The following is a 17,798-nucleotide window of genomic DNA, read 5'->3' on the forward strand; positions in this document are numbered from 1 at the left end:
TCTTTTCTTTATAATTTTACTTATTATTGATTCTTCTTCTTTTAATCATTCTTATAATTGTTAGTATCATCCCAATGGCACAAATTGAAGCCGCAGCTATGTATACAATATTCATAGCATATATAAATACATCGTGTCTTCCTGGTACAAAACTAGTCACATTATATCCTATCTTTGCACTCATCCTGTTATAAAGCAATGCTACTGAAAAAGCTATTCCAAAAACCATCCCCATATTTCTCACTAGAGCATTAACGCTTCCTGCTATTCCCAACTTATCGCGAGGCACAAGAGACATAACAATAGAATTATTAGGTGATTGAAATAGCCCATTTCCTAAGCCTAATACAGCAACCCTAATCACTATGTCAAAGTATGTTGAAGTTGTATTTAGAAATCCTACTAAAAGAAGACCAACTGTTGTTGCAAATAAGCCAAAAACAGTAAGAAGCTCACTGCCTATTTTATCTGAGAGATAACCACTTATAGGTGCAATGGTACCTGCACTTATTGGAAAGATCATCATTAGTATACCTGCTTTTCCCGGGCTAATATTCATTATATATTCAAGGTAAAATGGATGAATTATATTATTACAAAATATTGCCACAAAAGAAACAAAGGCACAAAATATGCTTAAATTAAATAGCTTATTATGAAACATTTTGAAATCAAGCATCGGCTGCTCCAGCTTCTTTTCTACAAAATAGAAGGAAACTAAAGCAATAGCACTTATTATAAAGCTTATTATAATTTTGTAATTTTTCCACCCTAAGCTTTCTCCGCTTAGCATAGCCCAAAATAATGATACAACAAAAATTATAAATATAATTGAACCTTTTAAATCAAAGTATATAGGTCCTTGAGTTTTTTTCTCTATAGGCAATATTTTTCTTCCTGCTAAATATCCAATTATCCCTATTGGAATGTTTATCAAAAATATAGACTGCCAATTAAAAAGTTCTACCATAATTCCTCCTACAGGAGGACCAAGCATTGTACCTACGGCAACTGTAGTAGCGGAAAGTCCTAATGCCCTTCCTCTTTCATTCGGAGGAAATGTTGCTGCAATTATACCTTGGTTCGATGACATAGTCATAGCAGCACCAATAGCTTGGATAATTCTAGAAAAAATCAAAAACCTTACAGTCCCTGATAGTCCACACAATAGTGATCCAATTGTAAATATTAAAAAGCCATATTGATAAACTTTGCTTTTCCCTATGATGTCTGCTACTCTTCCGAAAATCAATACGAAAGCTGAAACAACAATTAGATAGCTAGTAACAACCCACTGTATTTCACCTAATCCAACGGAAAGCTTAGAAGACATATCCGGGAGCGCTACATTTACAATGCTGCTATCTAATGTAGCCATAAGGGTACCCATTAAAACTACCGCTAAAATAATCCATCTTCTTTTATATATTTTTTCTTTTTCATCTTCAATGCTAATTTTTTCTTTAATCATATTAAGCTATATGCTCCCCTCACTAGTAAAAAGTTTCCAAGTTAACTTTATATAATACTTTATTTACTTGCATTATATATAGGCTTTTCTATTGATATTTTACCCTATTTATAGCTTAATTATTTTTATTGTGTTATATATTTAAATGCTTGGAATTTTTTCTTTTTTACATGAAAAATATTCTCAATTTTTTAGACATCTATCAATATATCATTTAAATTTTCTATAAATATATCCACAAGTTTTGGATCAAAATGCAATCCCTTTTGATTTTTAAGATATTCCAAAGTTTCCTCAATACTTATAGCCTCTTTATAAACTCTTTTGTGTGTCATTGCATCAAAAACATCTATTATTGCCATCATTCTAGAACTAAGTGGAATATCTTCTCTAGATAAACCATTAGGATATCCTGTTCCATTATATTTTTCATGATGATTTAATGCAATTTCTGCAGCTATTCTCAAAATATCTAACTCTGATTTATTGAGAATTTTATTCCCGAAAATAGTATGTTCTTTGATTGTTGCAAACTCATCTTCTGTTAATTTTCCTCTTTTTTTCAAAATAGCATCAGGTATAGCTATTTTCCCAATATCATGCATGGTACTAGCAATTTTTAGTACTTCTGCTTCAGAAGAAGAAAAACTGTTATGCAATGCAAATTTATACATCATCTCAGAAATTCTTTGAACATGTCCAGCGGTATCCTCAAAATGATTTTCAACAACTTCTCCTAAAGTTGTAATAATTTCCTTCTGTGTATTTAAAATCATATTGTTTAGTATATAGTTATTTAAAGCTACAGAATAATTTGTTAAAAATAAATTGATCAAATTAAAATCATATAATTCCGAGTCACCTTCAATGAATATATAGTTATTTAAATTATTTTCACCACTATTTTTAATAATGAAGCCTTTACCAATAAAATGAACCTTTCCACTTTCATGTAAGTCCTCTTTTATCCATCTTGAAATATACTCCAATTCAGAAATATCTTCTATATTTTCACCAATGTATTCAGTATATTTTCCAGTAGCGGATGCGATTGTAGTTATATTGCTTTTATCAAGAGTTACAAAACCGTTAGATAATTTAGTTGATGCTTCGCGGATATATAATATTTCAGCATCTTCTTGATAAAAGCAAGACAATTGACTTAAAATGTTACTTAAAAATTGATCTAGAGTATTGTGCTTAAATAGATTTGCACTAGTTTCAATAATTTTTTCTAAGCCTCTGCGATTTTTATCGATTTGAAGCATATCTCTATAATTTCTTAATGCAGAATACATAGTTGTGTGTAATCTTGTAACAGTCATTTCTGTCTTTAAACGATAGTCATTTATATCATATTCTTTGATTACCTTCTCTTCTGGAGCCTCTCCTGGTTGTCCAGTACGTAAAATAATTCTAGTCATTTTATTTTTTAACGTTTTACGCAAATATTCTACAACCTCAAGCCCGGAATTTTGTTCTTCCATTACTACGTCTAAAAATAAAATCGCAGTATTAGGATTGTTTAATAAAACTTCCTTTGTTTCCTTTCCGTTATATGCATCAATAAATTCTAAGGTTTTACCTTCAAACTCAAAATCCTTAAGAATCATTTTTGTTACAGTGTGAACTTCCTCATCATCATCTGCAATAACAATCTTATACTTACCATATAATCGAGGCTTTATTTCCTCTTCATCACTTAAAAAATCTAGTTCAATATCTTTAGATTCTAACATTTTACTCATCTTTCCACTCCTTGACTTAGACTAATGTTAATTTTAAAAGTAGTACCTTGTCCAACAACACTTTCGCAAACTATTTTCCCATTTAATGGTCCAGTAATTAGATTATATACCACATTTAAACCTAATCCACTTCCACCTTTATTTCTATTAGTTGTAAAAAAAGGATCAAATATTTTTTGAATATTTTCTCCTGAAATACCACATCCATTATCAGAATATAATATTGAAAGTTTATCATCATTTTTATTTATATCTATTTTAATGGTACCATCTTTTTTATCTTTAAATCCATGAATAAGAGAATTCATAATTAGGTTTACAATTACCTGTGAAAAAGCTCCTGAATAACTGTTAATCACCAAGTCCTTATCACAGTTTATAATAAATTGATGATTAGTGTTTTTATATTCATGTTTCAAACTTAACAAAACAGTTTGAATATATTCATATAAATTAAAATTTGTTTTTTCTTCTATAATTTGATTTACAGCAATAGCTTTAAAGCTCTTGATTAATTCTGATGCCCTATTTAAGTTTACATTTAGTATTTTTGAACTTTCATCTATAGAGTTTATATATTCGACAAAGTTTTTCTTAGTCATCTTGCCTTCAGACAATAGTGCTAAGTTTTTCTTATTAATAGATTCCAAATATGATGCCGCAGATACTGATACACCCAAAGGCGTATTAATTTCATGAGCAACACCAGATACTAAACTACCTAATGAGGCTAACTTTTCCTTATCAATCAATTCTTTCATAGCAATTCTCAATTCCTGGGTTCTCTCTAAGACTAAATTTTCTAATGATTGCTTTTCAGCTTCATTTAGCCTTTTGATTTCATCTTGAGCTTCAACAAGTTCATTAAAGGATTTTTTTAGATTCGCTGACATATAATTGAATGCTATTGATAATTCATAAATCTCATTAAATTGAATCTTTTCTGTATCTAATTTTACATCCCAGTTTCCTGATGATAGTTGAAATGCCGCTTTAGAACTTTCCAATATTGGATTAATAATTCTTTTTAATATAACTAGACCAGCTAAAGCTCCAATTATGGTAATTATTAAAATAATAGCTATAGTGATATTTTGTCTAGCTTTTATTGTACCCATTAAATCTTTTTCTGGTATAACAACAACTACCCTCCACTCAAGTCCCTGAGGCTCTTCCATCGGAGAAATTAATGCAAAATTCTGTTCATTTTCTATGTTTATTTGAATAGTCTTATATTGAGCTATTCTGTTTTCTTGTAAGTATTTTGCTGTTTTGCTTATTAAGATATTCTTATTTTCAGCGGCATTAACCATTTTGTTCGCGTTTGGATTTTCTTGAGTAATCTTCATAACTGCTTCATCTCCAGAATGAGCAATTAGATTCCAATTTTTATCAACAATATATATTACTCCTGTTCCTTTAGTTTCATTGGCTTTTAAAAATTTATTTATTCTACTAAGATTTATATCTATACAGGTAACTCCCTTAAAATTTTTAGAATTATCAAAAACAGGTACTAAAGTAGAGATAGTTGCTTCCATTTTTTCATCATTATTAATATAAATATCTGACCATTGCTCCCTAAGGGTTTTCTTAACTGGAATATACCAAGGCCTAGTCCTTGGGTCATATCCCTCATAAGATGTAGATATTCTACTTTCCAAAATCTCTTTGTTATAAATATTTAGTTTATTTTCTGTTCTTTTATCTTTAAGCATCAAATTTAATGCATTATTATCATTAACTCTAATTCCGACATAATTTCCCCTTTCATCACCATAACCTATAGCAGTTACTTGAGGCATTTGATTTTTTATTTTCTCTAAAAAATATTTTGTGTAATCCTCAATATTATTTAAGTCTTTATCATTAAAGTATTTTTCTCTAGAGATATCCCCTGCAAACAATTGATTAATTTCAAGTGGTTTGCTGAGCATATCCCTAAGGCTTTGTTGAGTGTTTTCATTTAATGCTTTTAAAATTTTATCTCCTTGCTCTTTAGCTAGCCAATTATAATCAGCTTTCCACAGAATAGCCAAAATAGATAGAATAATAATTATAAAAGATATAAAATACATAGCCACAACTGTTTTTAATGAAACCATTTTTTTTCTCATAATTATCCCCTCTACCAATCTTTTGAAATATTGATTATAATATTTTATGAGTATCATGAAGATTAAAATTATTTCTATTAAATAAATTATTCTACATTATTTAGCAAAATCCTCTCTTATATTTTCCTTTATATCCGAGTTTTAATAATTGCATGGCCTTTTGCCTAAAATAAAACTACCCATTATTCATAGGTAGTTTTTTTAAAATTAATATTCTATAAGTTTTGTCTCTATAAGTTCCCTAGCTACTGCCGGATTAGCCTGACCTTTAGTAACTTTCATTACCTTCCCCATCAAGAATCCAGCAGCTTGAAGCTTTCCATTTTTATAGTCTTCTACAGACTTAGGGTTTGCAACTAGAACCTCATCTACAACTTTTTCTAATACCTCTGATGAGCTTATCTGGCTTAATCCCTTTTCCTTTACTATATCTTCTGGATTTTTTCCACTTACAAACATTTCGTCAAATACTTCTTTAGCAGTAGTACCACTTATTTTCCCTTCGTCAATAAGCTTTATAAGGCTATATAGCAACTGTGGTTTTAAAGTCATATCACTGCATTCTATTTCTTTTTCTTTTAATATTCTAAGTAAATCTCCTAAAATCCAGTTAGAGGCAATCTTAGGATCAGCTCCTTCTTTTACTACCTCTTCATAGAACGCTCCAAGAGATTTATCTCCTACGAGAATTTCTACTTCTTTTTCTCCTAATTTGTATTCTTCTATAAATCTTTGTTTTTTCGCATGTGGAAGCTCTGGAATAGTATTTTTTATAGCTTCTATCTGTTCCTCTTTTATTATAATTGGAACCAAGTCTGGATCTGGAAAATATCTATAATCGTGAGCATCTTCCTTTGATCTCATAGAAATAGTTCTTCCCTTTCCACTATCCCATCTTCTAGTTTCTTGCTTTATTTTATGCTGTTCTCCATAGGTGTAAAGCTCTCTCTGTCTCTTTTCTTCTTTTTCTAGAGCTTTTTGAATTTCTTTAAAGGAGTTTATATTCTTAATTTCTACCTTGGTATTTAATGATTCCTGTCCTACTGGTCTCATAGAAATATTAGCATCACATCTTAAAGATCCTTGTTCCATTCTACAGTCTGACACTTCTGCATATTCTAATAAAGACTTTAAAGTTTTAAGAAAAGCTACTGCTTCCTCTGGAGAGTGAATATCTGGCTCTGTAACTATTTCTGCTAGTGGTACTCCTGCACGGTTATAGTCTATTAAAGAAAAGGGTTCATCTTCCAAGTGAACAAGTTTTGCTGGATCTTCTTCTATGTGTATTCTATTTAATCTTACTTTCTTTTTAACTCCATCTACTTCAAATTCTACATATCCTCCGCTGCAAATTGGTAAATCAAATTGTGAAATTTGATAAGCCTTTGGAAGGTCTGGATAAAAATAGTTTTTTCTATCCATCTTATTTAATTTATTTATTTTACAACCTAAAACCTTCCCTGCTTTTATAGCTAGATTAACAACTTCCTCATTTAATACAGGTAGAGTTCCTGGTAAGCCTAAACATACTGGACATGTGTTGCTGTTTGGTTTAGAACCAAACTTAGTAGAACAGTTACAAAATATTTTTGTCTTTGTATTTAATTCAACGTGTATCTCCAAACCAATTATTGTTTCATAACTCATAATTACGCTCCTTCCTTTTAAGTTAATTTACTACTTTATTGCTAGTGTATCTATATTTAGCTCCTGCTCTAAGGCATAGGCGGTTTTTAATATTTTCTTTTCACCAAAATGTGGTCCAATGATTTGAACACCTATTGGAAGACCTTCGCTGCTAAAGGCACATGGTATTGATATAGCCGGCACTCCAGCCAAGTTTATATTTACAGTATATATATCTGCTAGATACATCTCTAGTGGATTTGAACTCTTCTCTCCACTTAAGAATGGTAATACCGGTGAAGTAGGGCTTAAAATTAAGTCATAGCTTTCAAATACTTCTTTATACTGCTCTTGTATCTTCTTCCTTAACTTTTGCGCTCTATTATAATAAGCATCATAATAACCTGAGGATAATACATAAGTCCCAAGCATTATTCTTCTCTTAACTTCTTTTCCAAAGCCTTCACTTCTGGACATTTCCATAAGTTCATCTACTGTTTCATAATTCTTAGCTCTGTATCCGTATCTTATTCCGTCATATCTGGAAAGGTTTGAACTAGCTTCTGCTGAGGATATTACATAATAAGCTGAAAGTCCTTCTTCTGTAATAGGCATTGATATTTCTTCTACTACAGCTCCCATACTTCTCAACTTTTCCATTGTATCTTTAATAGCCTTTTCTATTTCGCTGTTAAGCCCCTTTCCAAAGAATTCTTTTGGAACTGCAATTTTTAGTCCTTCAATACTTCCATCTAATGCACTTAAATAATCTTTATCATATTCTTTACCTAAACTAGTGCTGTCCATTGAATCATGACCTGCAATTACCTCAAGTGTAAGTGCACAATCTCTAACAGTTTTACCAAAAGGACCTATTTGATCAAGTGAGGATGCAAAAGCAACTAATCCAAATCTGGATACTAATCCATAAGTAGGCTTAAACCCTGTAACTCCACAAAAGGCTGCGGGCTGACGGATAGATCCACCAGTATCAGATCCTAAAGATATTGGAGCTATTCCCGCTGCTACAACTGCTGCTGAACCACCTGAGGATCCTCCTGGAACTCTTTTTAAATCCCAAGGATTTTTTGTCTTTTTAAATGCGGAATTTTCGTTAGATGATCCCATTGCAAATTCATCCATATTTGTTTTTCCAATAATAACTGCATCTTCTTTCTTTAATCTTTTAACTACTGTAGCATCGTAAGGTGGAATAAAATCCTCTAGCATTTTAGATGCGCAAGTAGTTCTAATTCCATCTGTACATATATTATCTTTTACAGCAATAGGCACTCCTGCCAGTTTACCTACTTTTTCTCCCTTTGTAATTTTTTCATCAATAGCTCTTGCGGTTTTGAGCGCTTCTTCCTCACATAATGTTAAATATCCATCAACATCTTTATCTACTTCTTTTATTCTTTTAAATAATTCTATTACAACTTCTTCAGACGTAAATTCCTTTTCTTCTATACCTTTTTTTATCTCATAAGCTGTCATAGCTCCTATTCTCATAAGACTTCCTCCCGATTTTAATATTTAATTCTTTACTCAATTATCTTTGGAACTTCAATATAAGTTTCTCTTTTGGTTTTAACATTTTGGAACAGTTTTTCCTTATCTTCGAAGACTTTCTCTTCATCTTTTCTTATCACTGACCTTAAGCCTTCTCTCTTTGGATGTATATCTATGTCACTTAAATCAAATTTATCTATATATTCAAAATGTCCTAGAATTGCACCAAACTCTGCTGCCATTTTTTCAGCTTCTTCTTCCGTAAACTTTAGTTTTGAAAGTTTAGCAATATATTTTACTTCATCAATACTAATCATTTTTATTTCCTCCAGTTCATTATTTAGGTTCTGCTAACGCAGTATGACGCAAAATATGCTATCATATTCACTTGTTATTTGTTTGGATATTCCTAGGGTGTCATTCTTTTCATATCTCTTGGTAGCAACGTAGACTCTCTTATATTTTCTAGGTTTAATATTTTCATAGTTAATCTTTCAAGACCTATTGCAAATCCACCATGTGGAGGCATACCATATCTAAAGTTTTCAATATAGAAATCAAAATCCTCAGGGTTTAGTCCAAATTTTATAATGTTTTCCTTTAACATTTCATAGTCGTGAATTCTTTGACCTCCTGTAGTTATTTCTAAGCCTTTATATATCAAGTCAAAGCTTCTTGTCATTCCTTTACCATCAGGCATTGCATACATTGGTCTTTTAGCAACTGGATACTCTGTAAGAAAGACAAAATCACTTCCATAAGTTTCTTTTACATATTTTGAAAATAATATTTCTCCCTCAGCATCTATATTTCCTACTGGTGATTTTTTACTATACTTTCCCAATAATATTTTGTGAGCCTCTGAAAGAGGTATTCTAGGAATTTCAACTTTTTCTGGAAGCTCTATTTCATACATTTTTAACTCATTTGTACAAGTCTTTCTTAGATAGTCAAATAAATATCTTATAAAGCCTTCTTCTAAATCCATAACATCATTTTCATCCTTTATGAATCCCATCTCTACGTCAAGACTTACGTACTCATTTAAATGTCTCCATGTGTTATGAAGCTCAGCTCTATATGCATGACCTATTTCAAACACTCTTTCAAATCCAGCTCCTACCATCATCTGCTTATAAAATTGAGGACTTTGAGCTAAAAAGGCTCTGCGATCAAAATAGTTTACAGTAAATACTTCTGATCCACCTTCTGTACCTGTTCCTAATATTTTTGGTGTATGAATTTCTGAAAATTTCTCACCTCTTAAATAATCTCTGAAAGCTGTTACTATTTCTTCCTGAACTTTAAAGATTGCTCTTTTCTTTGGCGCTCTAAGACTTATGCCTCTGTGGTCTAATTCCGTTTCTAGGTGTACTTTTGTCTTCCCTTGAGTAACTGCTATCGGAAGCATATCATAATAGGTTTTTCCTAAAACTTTTAAATCTTTAATTTGCAATTCAATTCCACCAAGTGCCTTAGAGTTTTCAACTTTAGTTCCTACTACTTCTACACTCATTTCTGCTCTCAACTCTTTAAGTATTTCTTTATCTGCAACTAATTGAATTATTCCTGTTTTATCTCTAAGGTGTACAAAACCAAATTTGCCTAAGTCGTGAATTTTGTGTACCCACCCTCTTACTAAAACTTCATCACCATGAGCCTTTTTAACATCTTCTACATATACTCTTTCTTTTGACCCTACTTCTTCTTTTACTAACATTTCCATAATCTTTACCTCCTAAATTTTTTATTTTTTTCACCAATAAAAAAACGCCCCTGTATCTTAAAGATACAGGGACGAATACAATTCCGCGGTGCCACCCCAATTAGCATTAAAGCTCTCTCATGATATCAGCAAGCATATCTTTATCGAAAACAAAATAATACCTTAATTCATTTTCAATAATATTCTGTACTTTAGCATTTTTAGAAATAAAAAAACGCCCTTATACCGTTATGGTATAGGGACGAATAATTTCCGTGGTGCCACCCTAGCTAGCTTTTAAAGCCATCTCAATTCAGTACAGATAATACATTGAAAAATCATGCTTTCTCGATACCTAGTCCCTATAACGCTGGACGCTGCGTCTAAGCCTACTCTTATAAATTTCGGTTAGCACTCTAGGGTGTTCTTCAATACAGTGTTCATATTCGGCTTCCACCATCCCGAATTCTCTTTAAATTCCGACTATATTTACTCTCCCCATCATCGCTTTTCTGAAAATTCAACTTTATGTTCTTTATTATAATTACAATATTAGTATACGTCAATACCCTATTTTAATAATTTTTTAATATCTTTGCGATTTCTTTATAATGAGTTATTACTATAACTTATTACATGATATTATATTAATAGTATAAAGGCTACATTATGGAGTCACTTTTTATTATATGATTTATTTTTTTCTGAAGTTTTATTGTTGTTTTTTATCCATTCTTAAGTACACTCCATTATAAAGTTAAGTTTTCCATAAAAAAGACTTTTATTCATAATATCTATTAAATTTTCATTGCATATGACATAACAGCTGCTCCATAGGCACCAGCTGCTAAGACATTTTTTATATTATCAATATTTATGCCTCCTATTGCTATAACAGGTATGCTGACACTGCTGCATATTATTGATAAAAATTCCACCCCCTTACTTTCTAGTCCAGGCTTACAATCTGTTTCAAATATATTCCCTGCTATCAGATAATCTGCACCTAACTTTTCCGCTTCTAAAGCTTCTTCAAGTTTATGAATTGAAACACCAAAGATAAATTTGCTTTCCCTTCTTTTAATTCTCTTTTCCACACCCATCTTTTCAGCTATATTTTTAAAAGCTTGAAAACTGCTGTGAAAACCATCTGCTTTAATATCCATAGCCACATCAATGTTTCCATTCACAATTAATGGAATATTATACTTTTGTGTAATGTTTCTAACACCTAAAGCAATATCCTTAAGCTCTTCATAACCCAAATCTTTTTCTCTTAGTATTACTCCATCGGCACCCATTTTTGCACATCTTTCTACTACATCGCAGATACTTCCTTCTCTTATGAGCTTCCTATTTGTTACTACATATATCTTTTTATTTCCTTTAAGTTGAAACATATTAACTTCTTCTTTATAACCCTGCATTTAAGTCTCCCCAATCTTTGAGCACTGGATTATATCCTTTTTTTATTATTGCCTCTTTTACCTCTTCCACAGTTCTATTATCTGCAATGTCAAACTGGCCATCTCCCTTATCACCCTCTGAATGACCTCCAACTTCTGTAGAAACTCCTGCAGACATCTTAGTAACTCCAAGAGGAATAAAGTTGTCCCTAAAATCTCTGCTTTCTCTTGTAGTAATATTGATTCCCGCTCTCTGCAAGAATATCTTGCAAGCTAAAGCTACTTGAACCACATTTTTATCTGTAACTTCAAATATATCGACAAAACTTCCTGCATGAGGCCTTATTCTAGGTACAGACATATTGATTTCTACGTCAGGATATGTGTCCTGAATGTGCGCTCCATGAAGTCCAGAAAAGAATGCCTCACTTCTCCATTCATAAAGTCCCAGTAATGCTCCTACTCCAACAGAATGAATTTTAGCTCTGCAGGCCCTATCAGGAGTTTCAAGTCTGTATTTATAGAATATGTACCTTATCGTATATTTTTTCGTTATATACCTCTTGATAAACTGTGAGGCTGTCCACACCAGCTTCAATAAGTTCTGCATACTCTTTTTCTTCTAATGGATATATTTCTATACATATTGAACTAAAGTATTTTTTCAGTATTTTTATACAATCTTTTATATATGATACTGGAGTATAATATGAAGACTCACCAGTTAGAACTATTATATGCTTTAATCCAGTTGCTGCAATAGCTTTGGCTTCCTTCTCCACTTCGTCAAAAGTAAGCTTTTTTCTCGCAATTTTATTTTCCACGTTATATCCGCAGTAGGCACATCTATTTTCACAATAGTTAGCAATGTATATAGGTGTGTATAGCACTATACTTTTCCCAAAATGCCTTAATGTAATATCCCTTGCCTTTTGCGCTATAGCTTCTAAATAATTTTCAGCTTTTGGAGAAAGCAGTTTTAAAAAATCCTCTTCATTTATTCTATCCTTTGACAAAACTCTTTCAATGTCACTATTCGTTACTTTTTCAAAGTAATTATTAAAATCAAAATCCTGAAACCTTTTTATTGTTTCATAAAAACTCATTTTTTCACTTCCTATCGTAAAAATCCTGTAAGAGGAGATGATGCCTCTGCATATTCTCTTTGGGAACCTAACTTTGATAGATAAGCCATTCTACCTGCTTGTACTGCAAATGAAAATGCCTTAGCCATTAGTATTGGATCTCCAGCAGTAGCTATAGCTGTATTTACTAGCACTGCATCTGCTCCCATTTCCATAGCTTCTGCTGCCTCTGAAGGCCTTCCTATTCCAGCATCTACAACTATAGGTAATTTTATTTCATCGATTAAAATTCTTACCATTTCTTTTGTCCTTATACCCCTATTAGTTCCTATAGGCGAACCTAATGGCATTACTGCTGCAGCACCAGCATCTTCCAGTCTCTTAGCATCCATTAAATCTGGATTCATATATGGAAGAACTACAAATCCTTCCTTTGCTAAAATTTCTGTAGCTTTTATCGTTTCAAAATTGTCTGGAAGAAGATATTTGTTATCGGAAATAACCTCTATCTTAACCCAGTTGCCACATCCAGCAGCCTTTCCCAACCTAGCAAGTCTAATAGCTTCTTCTGCATTTCTTGCTCCTGAAGTGTTAGGAAGTAGTATACAATCCTTGTTTATAAAATTTAGTATATTTTCGTCCTGCGACTTTAAGTCAACTCTTCTTAATGCAACAGTAATAACCTGTGATTGCGAACTTTCTAGAATTTTAGGTATTATTTCATTAGATGAGTACTTACCTGTACCCACAAATAATCTACTATTTAATTCTGTACCACCAATTATTAATTTATCCATGATAAAACCTCCATTTATTTATTCTTCTCCTAATATAATTCTTAACACTGCATTTGCCTGATGATTCGCAGCTATAGCTACTCTAGGTGCCATAAGTCCACAGCCTGGTTTAGCTTCATTTTCTCCATCGCCAACTAAATAAAAGTTCTCTTTTATCTTTTTAGTAACAATTGAATTGCTGGAAAAGTACCCTGCCATGCCAGAAGCTGCAACTATTTTTTTATTTTTCATTTTACTTAACACTGTATTTACGAGCAGTGCTTTAGAAACTGGATTGTCAAAAGCTTCCACTATTATGTCTATGTCTTTAAACGTTTCAATGATATTATTCTCCTCAATAAAGATCTCCTTTTTTTCAATTTTAACGAAGGAATTGCAATCAACTATTATTTTCTCTAGTGCGTCTGTTTTTTTCATACCCAAATGTTTTATAAAATACTGTTGTCTATTTAAATTGCTTGGTTCTACTACATCAAAGTCTATTAAAAGCAGTTTTCCAATTCCTATTCTTGCAAGAGACACAGCTATATTTGAACCAAGACCACCTAATCCCGCAATTCCTACAGAGGCTTGTTTTATTTTTTCATGCACAAAGGGTGTATGTCTTGACATAAGCATCGCTTGCATATCTTCTGACTTAGGAATCTCACCTTTCTTTATAAAGACAACTTTATCATTTTCTTTTAGCTTATAATCTGCTTTTATGATAAATCCATTATATACAATTACATCTGCATCTTTTTTGATACTTTCCTTGAGCTCAAAAACAGTAGTGTTATTCTCTACCTCATACCTTTTTTCATTTACAAAAACATTAATCACTTTAGCCACCTCCGACAAAACGGATTATTTCAACTTTAGATTCACTGGTTAGCATTCTTGTAGCGAATTTATCTTTATTTAATATTTCTAAATCCACTTCTACTACGATCTTCTGACAATCTAGATTTAGAATCTTAAGTAATTCTGAAACTGTAGTGCCTTCTTTTATATCCATTGCTTCACCATTTATAATCATTTAACTCCCTCCTTTTTGCAAAATAAAAAGGAAAGCAAATAAATATATGCTTCCCTCATAACCTAATTTATTAGGATACTTAACATCTAAAATTACGAATATAGCTAAAATAAAAAATCACAAATTCGGAGAATTTGTGATAAAATGCAGCTATCCAGTCTCTCCCTACGTTGGCATTACCCAAATCAGGTTATGAGGGTAAGGAATAACATTCCACTCTCAGCCTATCTTTATAGGCTCCCCTTGATATAATATTAAATTGTTATCGATTTCTAAGTCTAATTTACCATAAACTATATTATAAATCAATAGGTATATACAGTTGTAATCATTAATGAAAATTAAAATATTACATATTTGTTTATTTAATGAATTTTTATTGCATTATGCTATGATATAATTGTATTATATTATTTGAAGTACAAAATGCTTAAATCTTTGATTTAACTAAGTATTACAAAATGGAGGATCTTTATGAATTATAACAAAAATATGCTTCCTTATTTATCTGCTACTACTACATCTATTATATTTGGTTTAAGCTTTTTATTCTCTAAAAGAGCTTTAAATGTAGCGTCTCCTTTTTCGCTGCTTTCCTTTAGATTTTTAACTGCTTTTGTAATAATGACTTTACTTGTAACTTTTAAAGTTATTAAAGTAAACTATAAAAATAAGCCTGTAAAAAATTTATTTTTCCTGGCACTTATGGAGCCTGTAATTTATTTTATTTTTGAAACCTATGGAATTAAGTATTCGTCATCATCTTTTGCAGGGATTATGATAGCCCTTATTCCTATAATCGTTACAATATTGGCTTCATATTTTCTTAAAGAAAAATTTTCTAGTCTTCAATTATTTTTTATAATTCTGTCGGTATCAGGTGTCGCTTATATTGCCTTTATGAACAGTACAAATTCAGGAAGTACCGGTATAATTGGTATTGTGCTTCTTATAATTACAGTAATGGCCGCTGCAGTGTTCAACATAATGTCAAGAAAACTTTCTTCAAGTTTTACACCTATGGAAATAACCTATTTTATGATGGGAACAGCGGCATTATTCTTTAATATATTTTCACTAGGTGAACACATGATATACGGTACTTTTAGCAGTTACCTTTTACCATTTAAGAGTAAGGATTTCATTATATCTATATTTTATTTAGGAATTTTGTCTTCAGTTATTGCATTTTTCTTAGTAAACTTTACTCTCTCTAAAATTGAAGCTTCTAAATCAGCTGTATTTGCAAATCTTTCGACGATAGTATCTATTGCTGCAGGAGTTATTATATTACATGAAGAATTTAAATATTATCATATAATTGGTTCTATCATGATACTTATCGGAGTTTGGGGAACCAGCCGCTTTAGCTTTAAAGATGAAATTGTAGCTAAGGAAATTGAGGGAGTATAATAAAATATTACAATTTAAAGTTGCAAAAGTCATCTAACTAAACACTTTCTTAGTTAGATGACTTTTTCTAATAAACCATTTATGATCAATTTTCTTTTGTGTATTAAATTATATTGTAAGAAGACTTTCTACAGCTCTCTGTGCCCAAGTAGAATCTTTAAAAATAGCTCTTCCTACACCAATAAGATCTGCCTTCCCATCAGCTAACAGCTGTTCAGCAGCTTTTGCTTCCGTTATTCCACCAGTTAGAATTACAGGAATTGAGATAACTTTCTTAGCAGACTCTGAAAGTTGCGCAAAATATCCCTGCTCAGTACAACCTGATACAACATATCCACAAAAACCACCGGAAATATCTAAAATGTCTATTCCAGCTTTTTCAAATTCTTTAGCTGCAATTTGGCTATCTTCTATAGTACTTCCACCCTCCATATAATCGGAAGCTCCTAATCTCAAAAGAATAGGGAAATCATCACCTACAGCGCTGCGTACTGCTTCAATAACTTTTAGGTGAATACGAATACGGTTATGAATACTTCCACCATACTCATCTTTTCTCTTGTTAGTTAATGGAGAGAAGAATTGATTAAGTAGATATCCATGGGCAGAATGTATTTCCACTCCATCAAATCCAGCTTCCTTTGTGCGGCGAGCAGCATCATAAAAAGCTTGAATAATATCATCAATTTCTTTGCTAGTAAGTTCACGTGGTATATTTCCTTTACGTGGATTTATAACCGCTGAAGGGCCAACTGGCATTGTTCCTATAACTTCTTTCTCTGCTGCACTTCCAGCATGGTTGAGCTGCATAATAGCTTTTGAACCATTTTGATGAATAACATCAGCTAACTTTCGTAAATCTTCAATTATATCATCATCGGAAACAGAAAGCTGATTTTTGCTTGCTTTCCCTTCTGGAGTAATAAAACTGTGTTCAATTATAATTAAGGATATATTTCCTCCTTCAGATTTTTCCTTATAATAATCAAGAATATCTTGACTCACTCTTCCATCAGATTCAGCCTTTGCAGTAGCCATAGGTGGCATAACCAAGCGGTTATTTAATTTTAATGTGCCCACTTGTAATGGTTTAAGCAAATATGACATAAGCATATCCTCCTTTTATTTAACTCTTCTTTTTATCATTTTATACTATTTAATATTATATATGTTAACATTTAAACATTAGCATTTATATTAGCTAAAAACAAGAATGCACTTTCTATATACATAGTTACAAAAAAGATACAGATTTTTATAAACATCTTCTTCTGAAACTAGATTTTCTTTGAACTTTAATAAAAAAGTATCGTAAGCCTTGCTGCGACGATACTTTTTTTACTTCAACACAATTTAAAAGAAACTAAAATTAAACATACTAAAACTTTAAACCAATTATATTTCTGGAAACCATATTTTCATCTCACGTTCAGCATTTTCTGCGCAATCAGAAGAATGAACAGCATTTTCCGATTTTGATACTGCAAATTGACCTCTTATGCTGCCCATATCCGCATCTAATGGATTGGTTGCTCCATTCATTTTCCTCACCAACTCAATGGCATTGTCTGCTTCTATAATTAGAGCACATACTTCGCCTCTTGTAATAAAGTTAACAAGCTCTTTAAAGAATGGTTTACCTTTATGCTCAATATAATGACTTTCTGCAATTTCTATGGATGGTTTTATTATCTTTAAAGCTGATATGTGAAGTCCTTTTTTCTCATAAATAGAGATTATTTCACCCATTAACTTTCTCTCCATAGCATCTGGTTTAATAAGCACTAATGTTTTTTCCATTATATCATCCTTTCTATCATTGACAGATGTTTTTAGTAATATATTCCCAAAATACCCAACTATTATTCCTACTGCAAATCATGTTACATCAAATTAACTA

The 17,798-nt window shown here is 31.6% G+C and carries 14 protein-coding genes, 1 pseudogene, 1 riboswitch and 1 other annotated feature; of the genes and pseudogenes, 1 reads left to right on the plus strand and 14 read right to left on the minus strand.

Annotated elements, in window-relative coordinates:
- Positions 1-16 precede the first annotated feature (16 nt).
- The 12 genes and pseudogenes from I6U51_RS07790 to thiS all read right to left on the minus strand — a co-directional run bounded on the left by I6U51_RS07790 (position 17) and on the right by thiS (position 14,485).
- Positions 17-1,471 (minus strand): MFS transporter, encoded by a 1,455-nt coding sequence (locus tag I6U51_RS07790; protein ID WP_211142113.1) that lies wholly within the window; start codon positions 1,469-1,471, stop codon positions 17-19.
- Positions 1,472-1,662: 191 nt separating this feature from the next.
- A complete protein-coding gene (locus I6U51_RS07795; protein ID WP_211142114.1) occupies positions 1,663-3,219 on the minus strand; it encodes an HD domain-containing phosphohydrolase in 1,557 nt (518 codons plus the stop codon).
- Positions 3,216-5,336, minus strand: coding sequence for a sensor histidine kinase (locus tag I6U51_RS07800; protein ID WP_211142115.1), 2,121 nt, complete (start codon positions 5,334-5,336; stop codon positions 3,216-3,218). The genes I6U51_RS07795 and I6U51_RS07800 overlap by 4 nt, the downstream gene beginning before the upstream one ends.
- A 207-nt stretch (positions 5,337-5,543) precedes the next feature.
- Positions 5,544-6,983 (minus strand): Asp-tRNA(Asn)/Glu-tRNA(Gln) amidotransferase subunit GatB, encoded by a 1,440-nt coding sequence (gene gatB, locus I6U51_RS07805; protein WP_211142116.1) that lies wholly within the window; start codon positions 6,981-6,983, stop codon positions 5,544-5,546.
- A 30-nt stretch (positions 6,984-7,013) separates the two neighbouring features.
- The gene (gene gatA / locus I6U51_RS07810; RefSeq protein WP_211142117.1) at positions 7,014-8,474 is read right to left on the minus strand and encodes an Asp-tRNA(Asn)/Glu-tRNA(Gln) amidotransferase subunit GatA; all 1,461 of its coding nucleotides are present in this window, start codon (positions 8,472-8,474) and stop codon (positions 7,014-7,016) included.
- A 32-nt stretch (positions 8,475-8,506) separates the two neighbouring features.
- Complete coding sequence (gene gatC / locus I6U51_RS07815) at positions 8,507-8,791, minus strand: Asp-tRNA(Asn)/Glu-tRNA(Gln) amidotransferase subunit GatC (protein WP_211142118.1); 285 nt, start codon at positions 8,789-8,791, stop codon at positions 8,507-8,509.
- A 92-nt stretch (positions 8,792-8,883) separates the two neighbouring features.
- On the minus strand, positions 8,884-10,200 hold the full coding sequence (gene aspS / locus I6U51_RS07820) for an aspartate--tRNA(Asn) ligase (RefSeq protein WP_246517153.1): 1,317 nt from the start codon (positions 10,198-10,200) through the stop codon (positions 8,884-8,886).
- Positions 10,201-10,434: 234 nt separating this feature from the next.
- Positions 10,435-10,693 (minus strand) — a binding site (T-box leader).
- Positions 10,694-10,976: 283 nt separating this feature from the next.
- Positions 10,977-11,606 (minus strand): thiamine phosphate synthase, encoded by a 630-nt coding sequence (locus tag I6U51_RS07825; RefSeq protein ID WP_246517155.1) that lies wholly within the window; start codon positions 11,604-11,606, stop codon positions 10,977-10,979.
- Positions 11,593-12,691, minus strand: a pseudogene (gene thiH / locus I6U51_RS07830) (2-iminoacetate synthase ThiH). The gene I6U51_RS07825 and the pseudogene thiH overlap by 14 nt, the downstream one beginning before the upstream one ends.
- A gap of 11 nt (positions 12,692-12,702) precedes the next feature.
- Entirely contained in the window at positions 12,703-13,467 is a 765-nt protein-coding gene (locus I6U51_RS07835; protein WP_211142119.1) for a thiazole synthase, read from the minus strand.
- An 18-nt stretch (positions 13,468-13,485) separates the two neighbouring features.
- On the minus strand, positions 13,486-14,286 hold the full coding sequence (gene thiF / locus I6U51_RS07840; protein WP_211142195.1) for a sulfur carrier protein ThiS adenylyltransferase ThiF: 801 nt from the start codon (positions 14,284-14,286) through the stop codon (positions 13,486-13,488).
- A gap of 4 nt (positions 14,287-14,290) precedes the next feature.
- Positions 14,291-14,485, minus strand: coding sequence for a sulfur carrier protein ThiS (thiS, locus tag I6U51_RS07845; protein WP_211142120.1), 195 nt, complete (start codon positions 14,483-14,485; stop codon positions 14,291-14,293).
- A 144-nt stretch (positions 14,486-14,629) separates the two neighbouring features.
- Positions 14,630-14,739, minus strand: a riboswitch (TPP riboswitch).
- A gap of 220 nt (positions 14,740-14,959) precedes the next feature.
- Here thiS and I6U51_RS07850 point away from each other — a divergent pair.
- A complete protein-coding gene (locus I6U51_RS07850; RefSeq protein WP_211142121.1) occupies positions 14,960-15,898 on the plus strand; it encodes a DMT family transporter in 939 nt (312 codons plus the stop codon).
- 108 nt (positions 15,899-16,006) lie between these two features.
- On the opposite strand, the gene I6U51_RS07855 is transcribed toward I6U51_RS07850, so the two are convergent.
- Positions 16,007-17,005: an NADH:flavin oxidoreductase gene (locus I6U51_RS07855; protein ID WP_211142122.1), complete on the minus strand. Its 999-nt coding sequence runs from the start codon at positions 17,003-17,005 to the stop codon at positions 16,007-16,009.
- 288 nt (positions 17,006-17,293) lie between these two features.
- Positions 17,294-17,698, minus strand: coding sequence for a nucleoside-diphosphate kinase (ndk, locus tag I6U51_RS07860; RefSeq protein ID WP_211142123.1), 405 nt, complete (start codon positions 17,696-17,698; stop codon positions 17,294-17,296).
- Between the last annotated feature and the right edge of the window lie 100 nt (positions 17,699-17,798).

Source organism: Clostridium aciditolerans, from assembly GCF_016316925.1.
Taxonomy (GTDB): Bacteria; Bacillota; Clostridia; order Clostridiales; family Clostridiaceae; genus Clostridium_AM; species Clostridium_AM aciditolerans.

What these genes read in the sequence shown, in the direction of transcription:
- I6U51_RS07795 (WP_211142114.1), bottom strand. Translation starts at nt 3,219, where the DNA reads ATGAGTAAAATGTTAGAATCTAAAGATATTGAACTAGATTTTTTAAGT.
- thiS (WP_211142120.1), bottom strand. Translation starts at nt 14,485, where the DNA reads ATGATTATAAATGGTGAAGCAATGGATATAAAAGAAGGCACTACAGTT.
- I6U51_RS07835 (WP_211142119.1), bottom strand. Translation starts at nt 13,467, where the DNA reads ATGGATAAATTAATAATTGGTGGTACAGAATTAAATAGTAGATTATTT.
- I6U51_RS07855 (WP_211142122.1), bottom strand. Translation starts at nt 17,005, where the DNA reads ATGTCATATTTGCTTAAACCATTACAAGTGGGCACATTAAAATTAAAT.
- gatC (WP_211142118.1), bottom strand. Translation starts at nt 8,791, where the DNA reads ATGATTAGTATTGATGAAGTAAAATATATTGCTAAACTTTCAAAACTA.
- I6U51_RS07825 (WP_246517155.1), bottom strand. Translation starts at nt 11,606, where the DNA reads ATGCAGGGTTATAAAGAAGAAGTTAATATGTTTCAACTTAAAGGAAAT.
- I6U51_RS07790 (WP_211142113.1), bottom strand. Translation starts at nt 1,471, where the DNA reads ATGATTAAAGAAAAAATTAGCATTGAAGATGAAAAAGAAAAAATATAT.
- I6U51_RS07800 (WP_211142115.1), bottom strand. Translation starts at nt 5,336, where the DNA reads ATGAGAAAAAAAATGGTTTCATTAAAAACAGTTGTGGCTATGTATTTT.
- aspS (WP_246517153.1), bottom strand. Translation starts at nt 10,200, where the DNA reads ATGGAAATGTTAGTAAAAGAAGAAGTAGGGTCAAAAGAAAGAGTATAT.
- I6U51_RS07850 (WP_211142121.1), top strand. Translation starts at nt 14,960, where the DNA reads ATGAATTATAACAAAAATATGCTTCCTTATTTATCTGCTACTACTACA.
- ndk (WP_211142123.1), bottom strand. Translation starts at nt 17,698, where the DNA reads ATGGAAAAAACATTAGTGCTTATTAAACCAGATGCTATGGAGAGAAAG.
- gatA (WP_211142117.1), bottom strand. Translation starts at nt 8,474, where the DNA reads ATGAGAATAGGAGCTATGACAGCTTATGAGATAAAAAAAGGTATAGAA.
- gatB (WP_211142116.1), bottom strand. Translation starts at nt 6,983, where the DNA reads ATGAGTTATGAAACAATAATTGGTTTGGAGATACACGTTGAATTAAAT.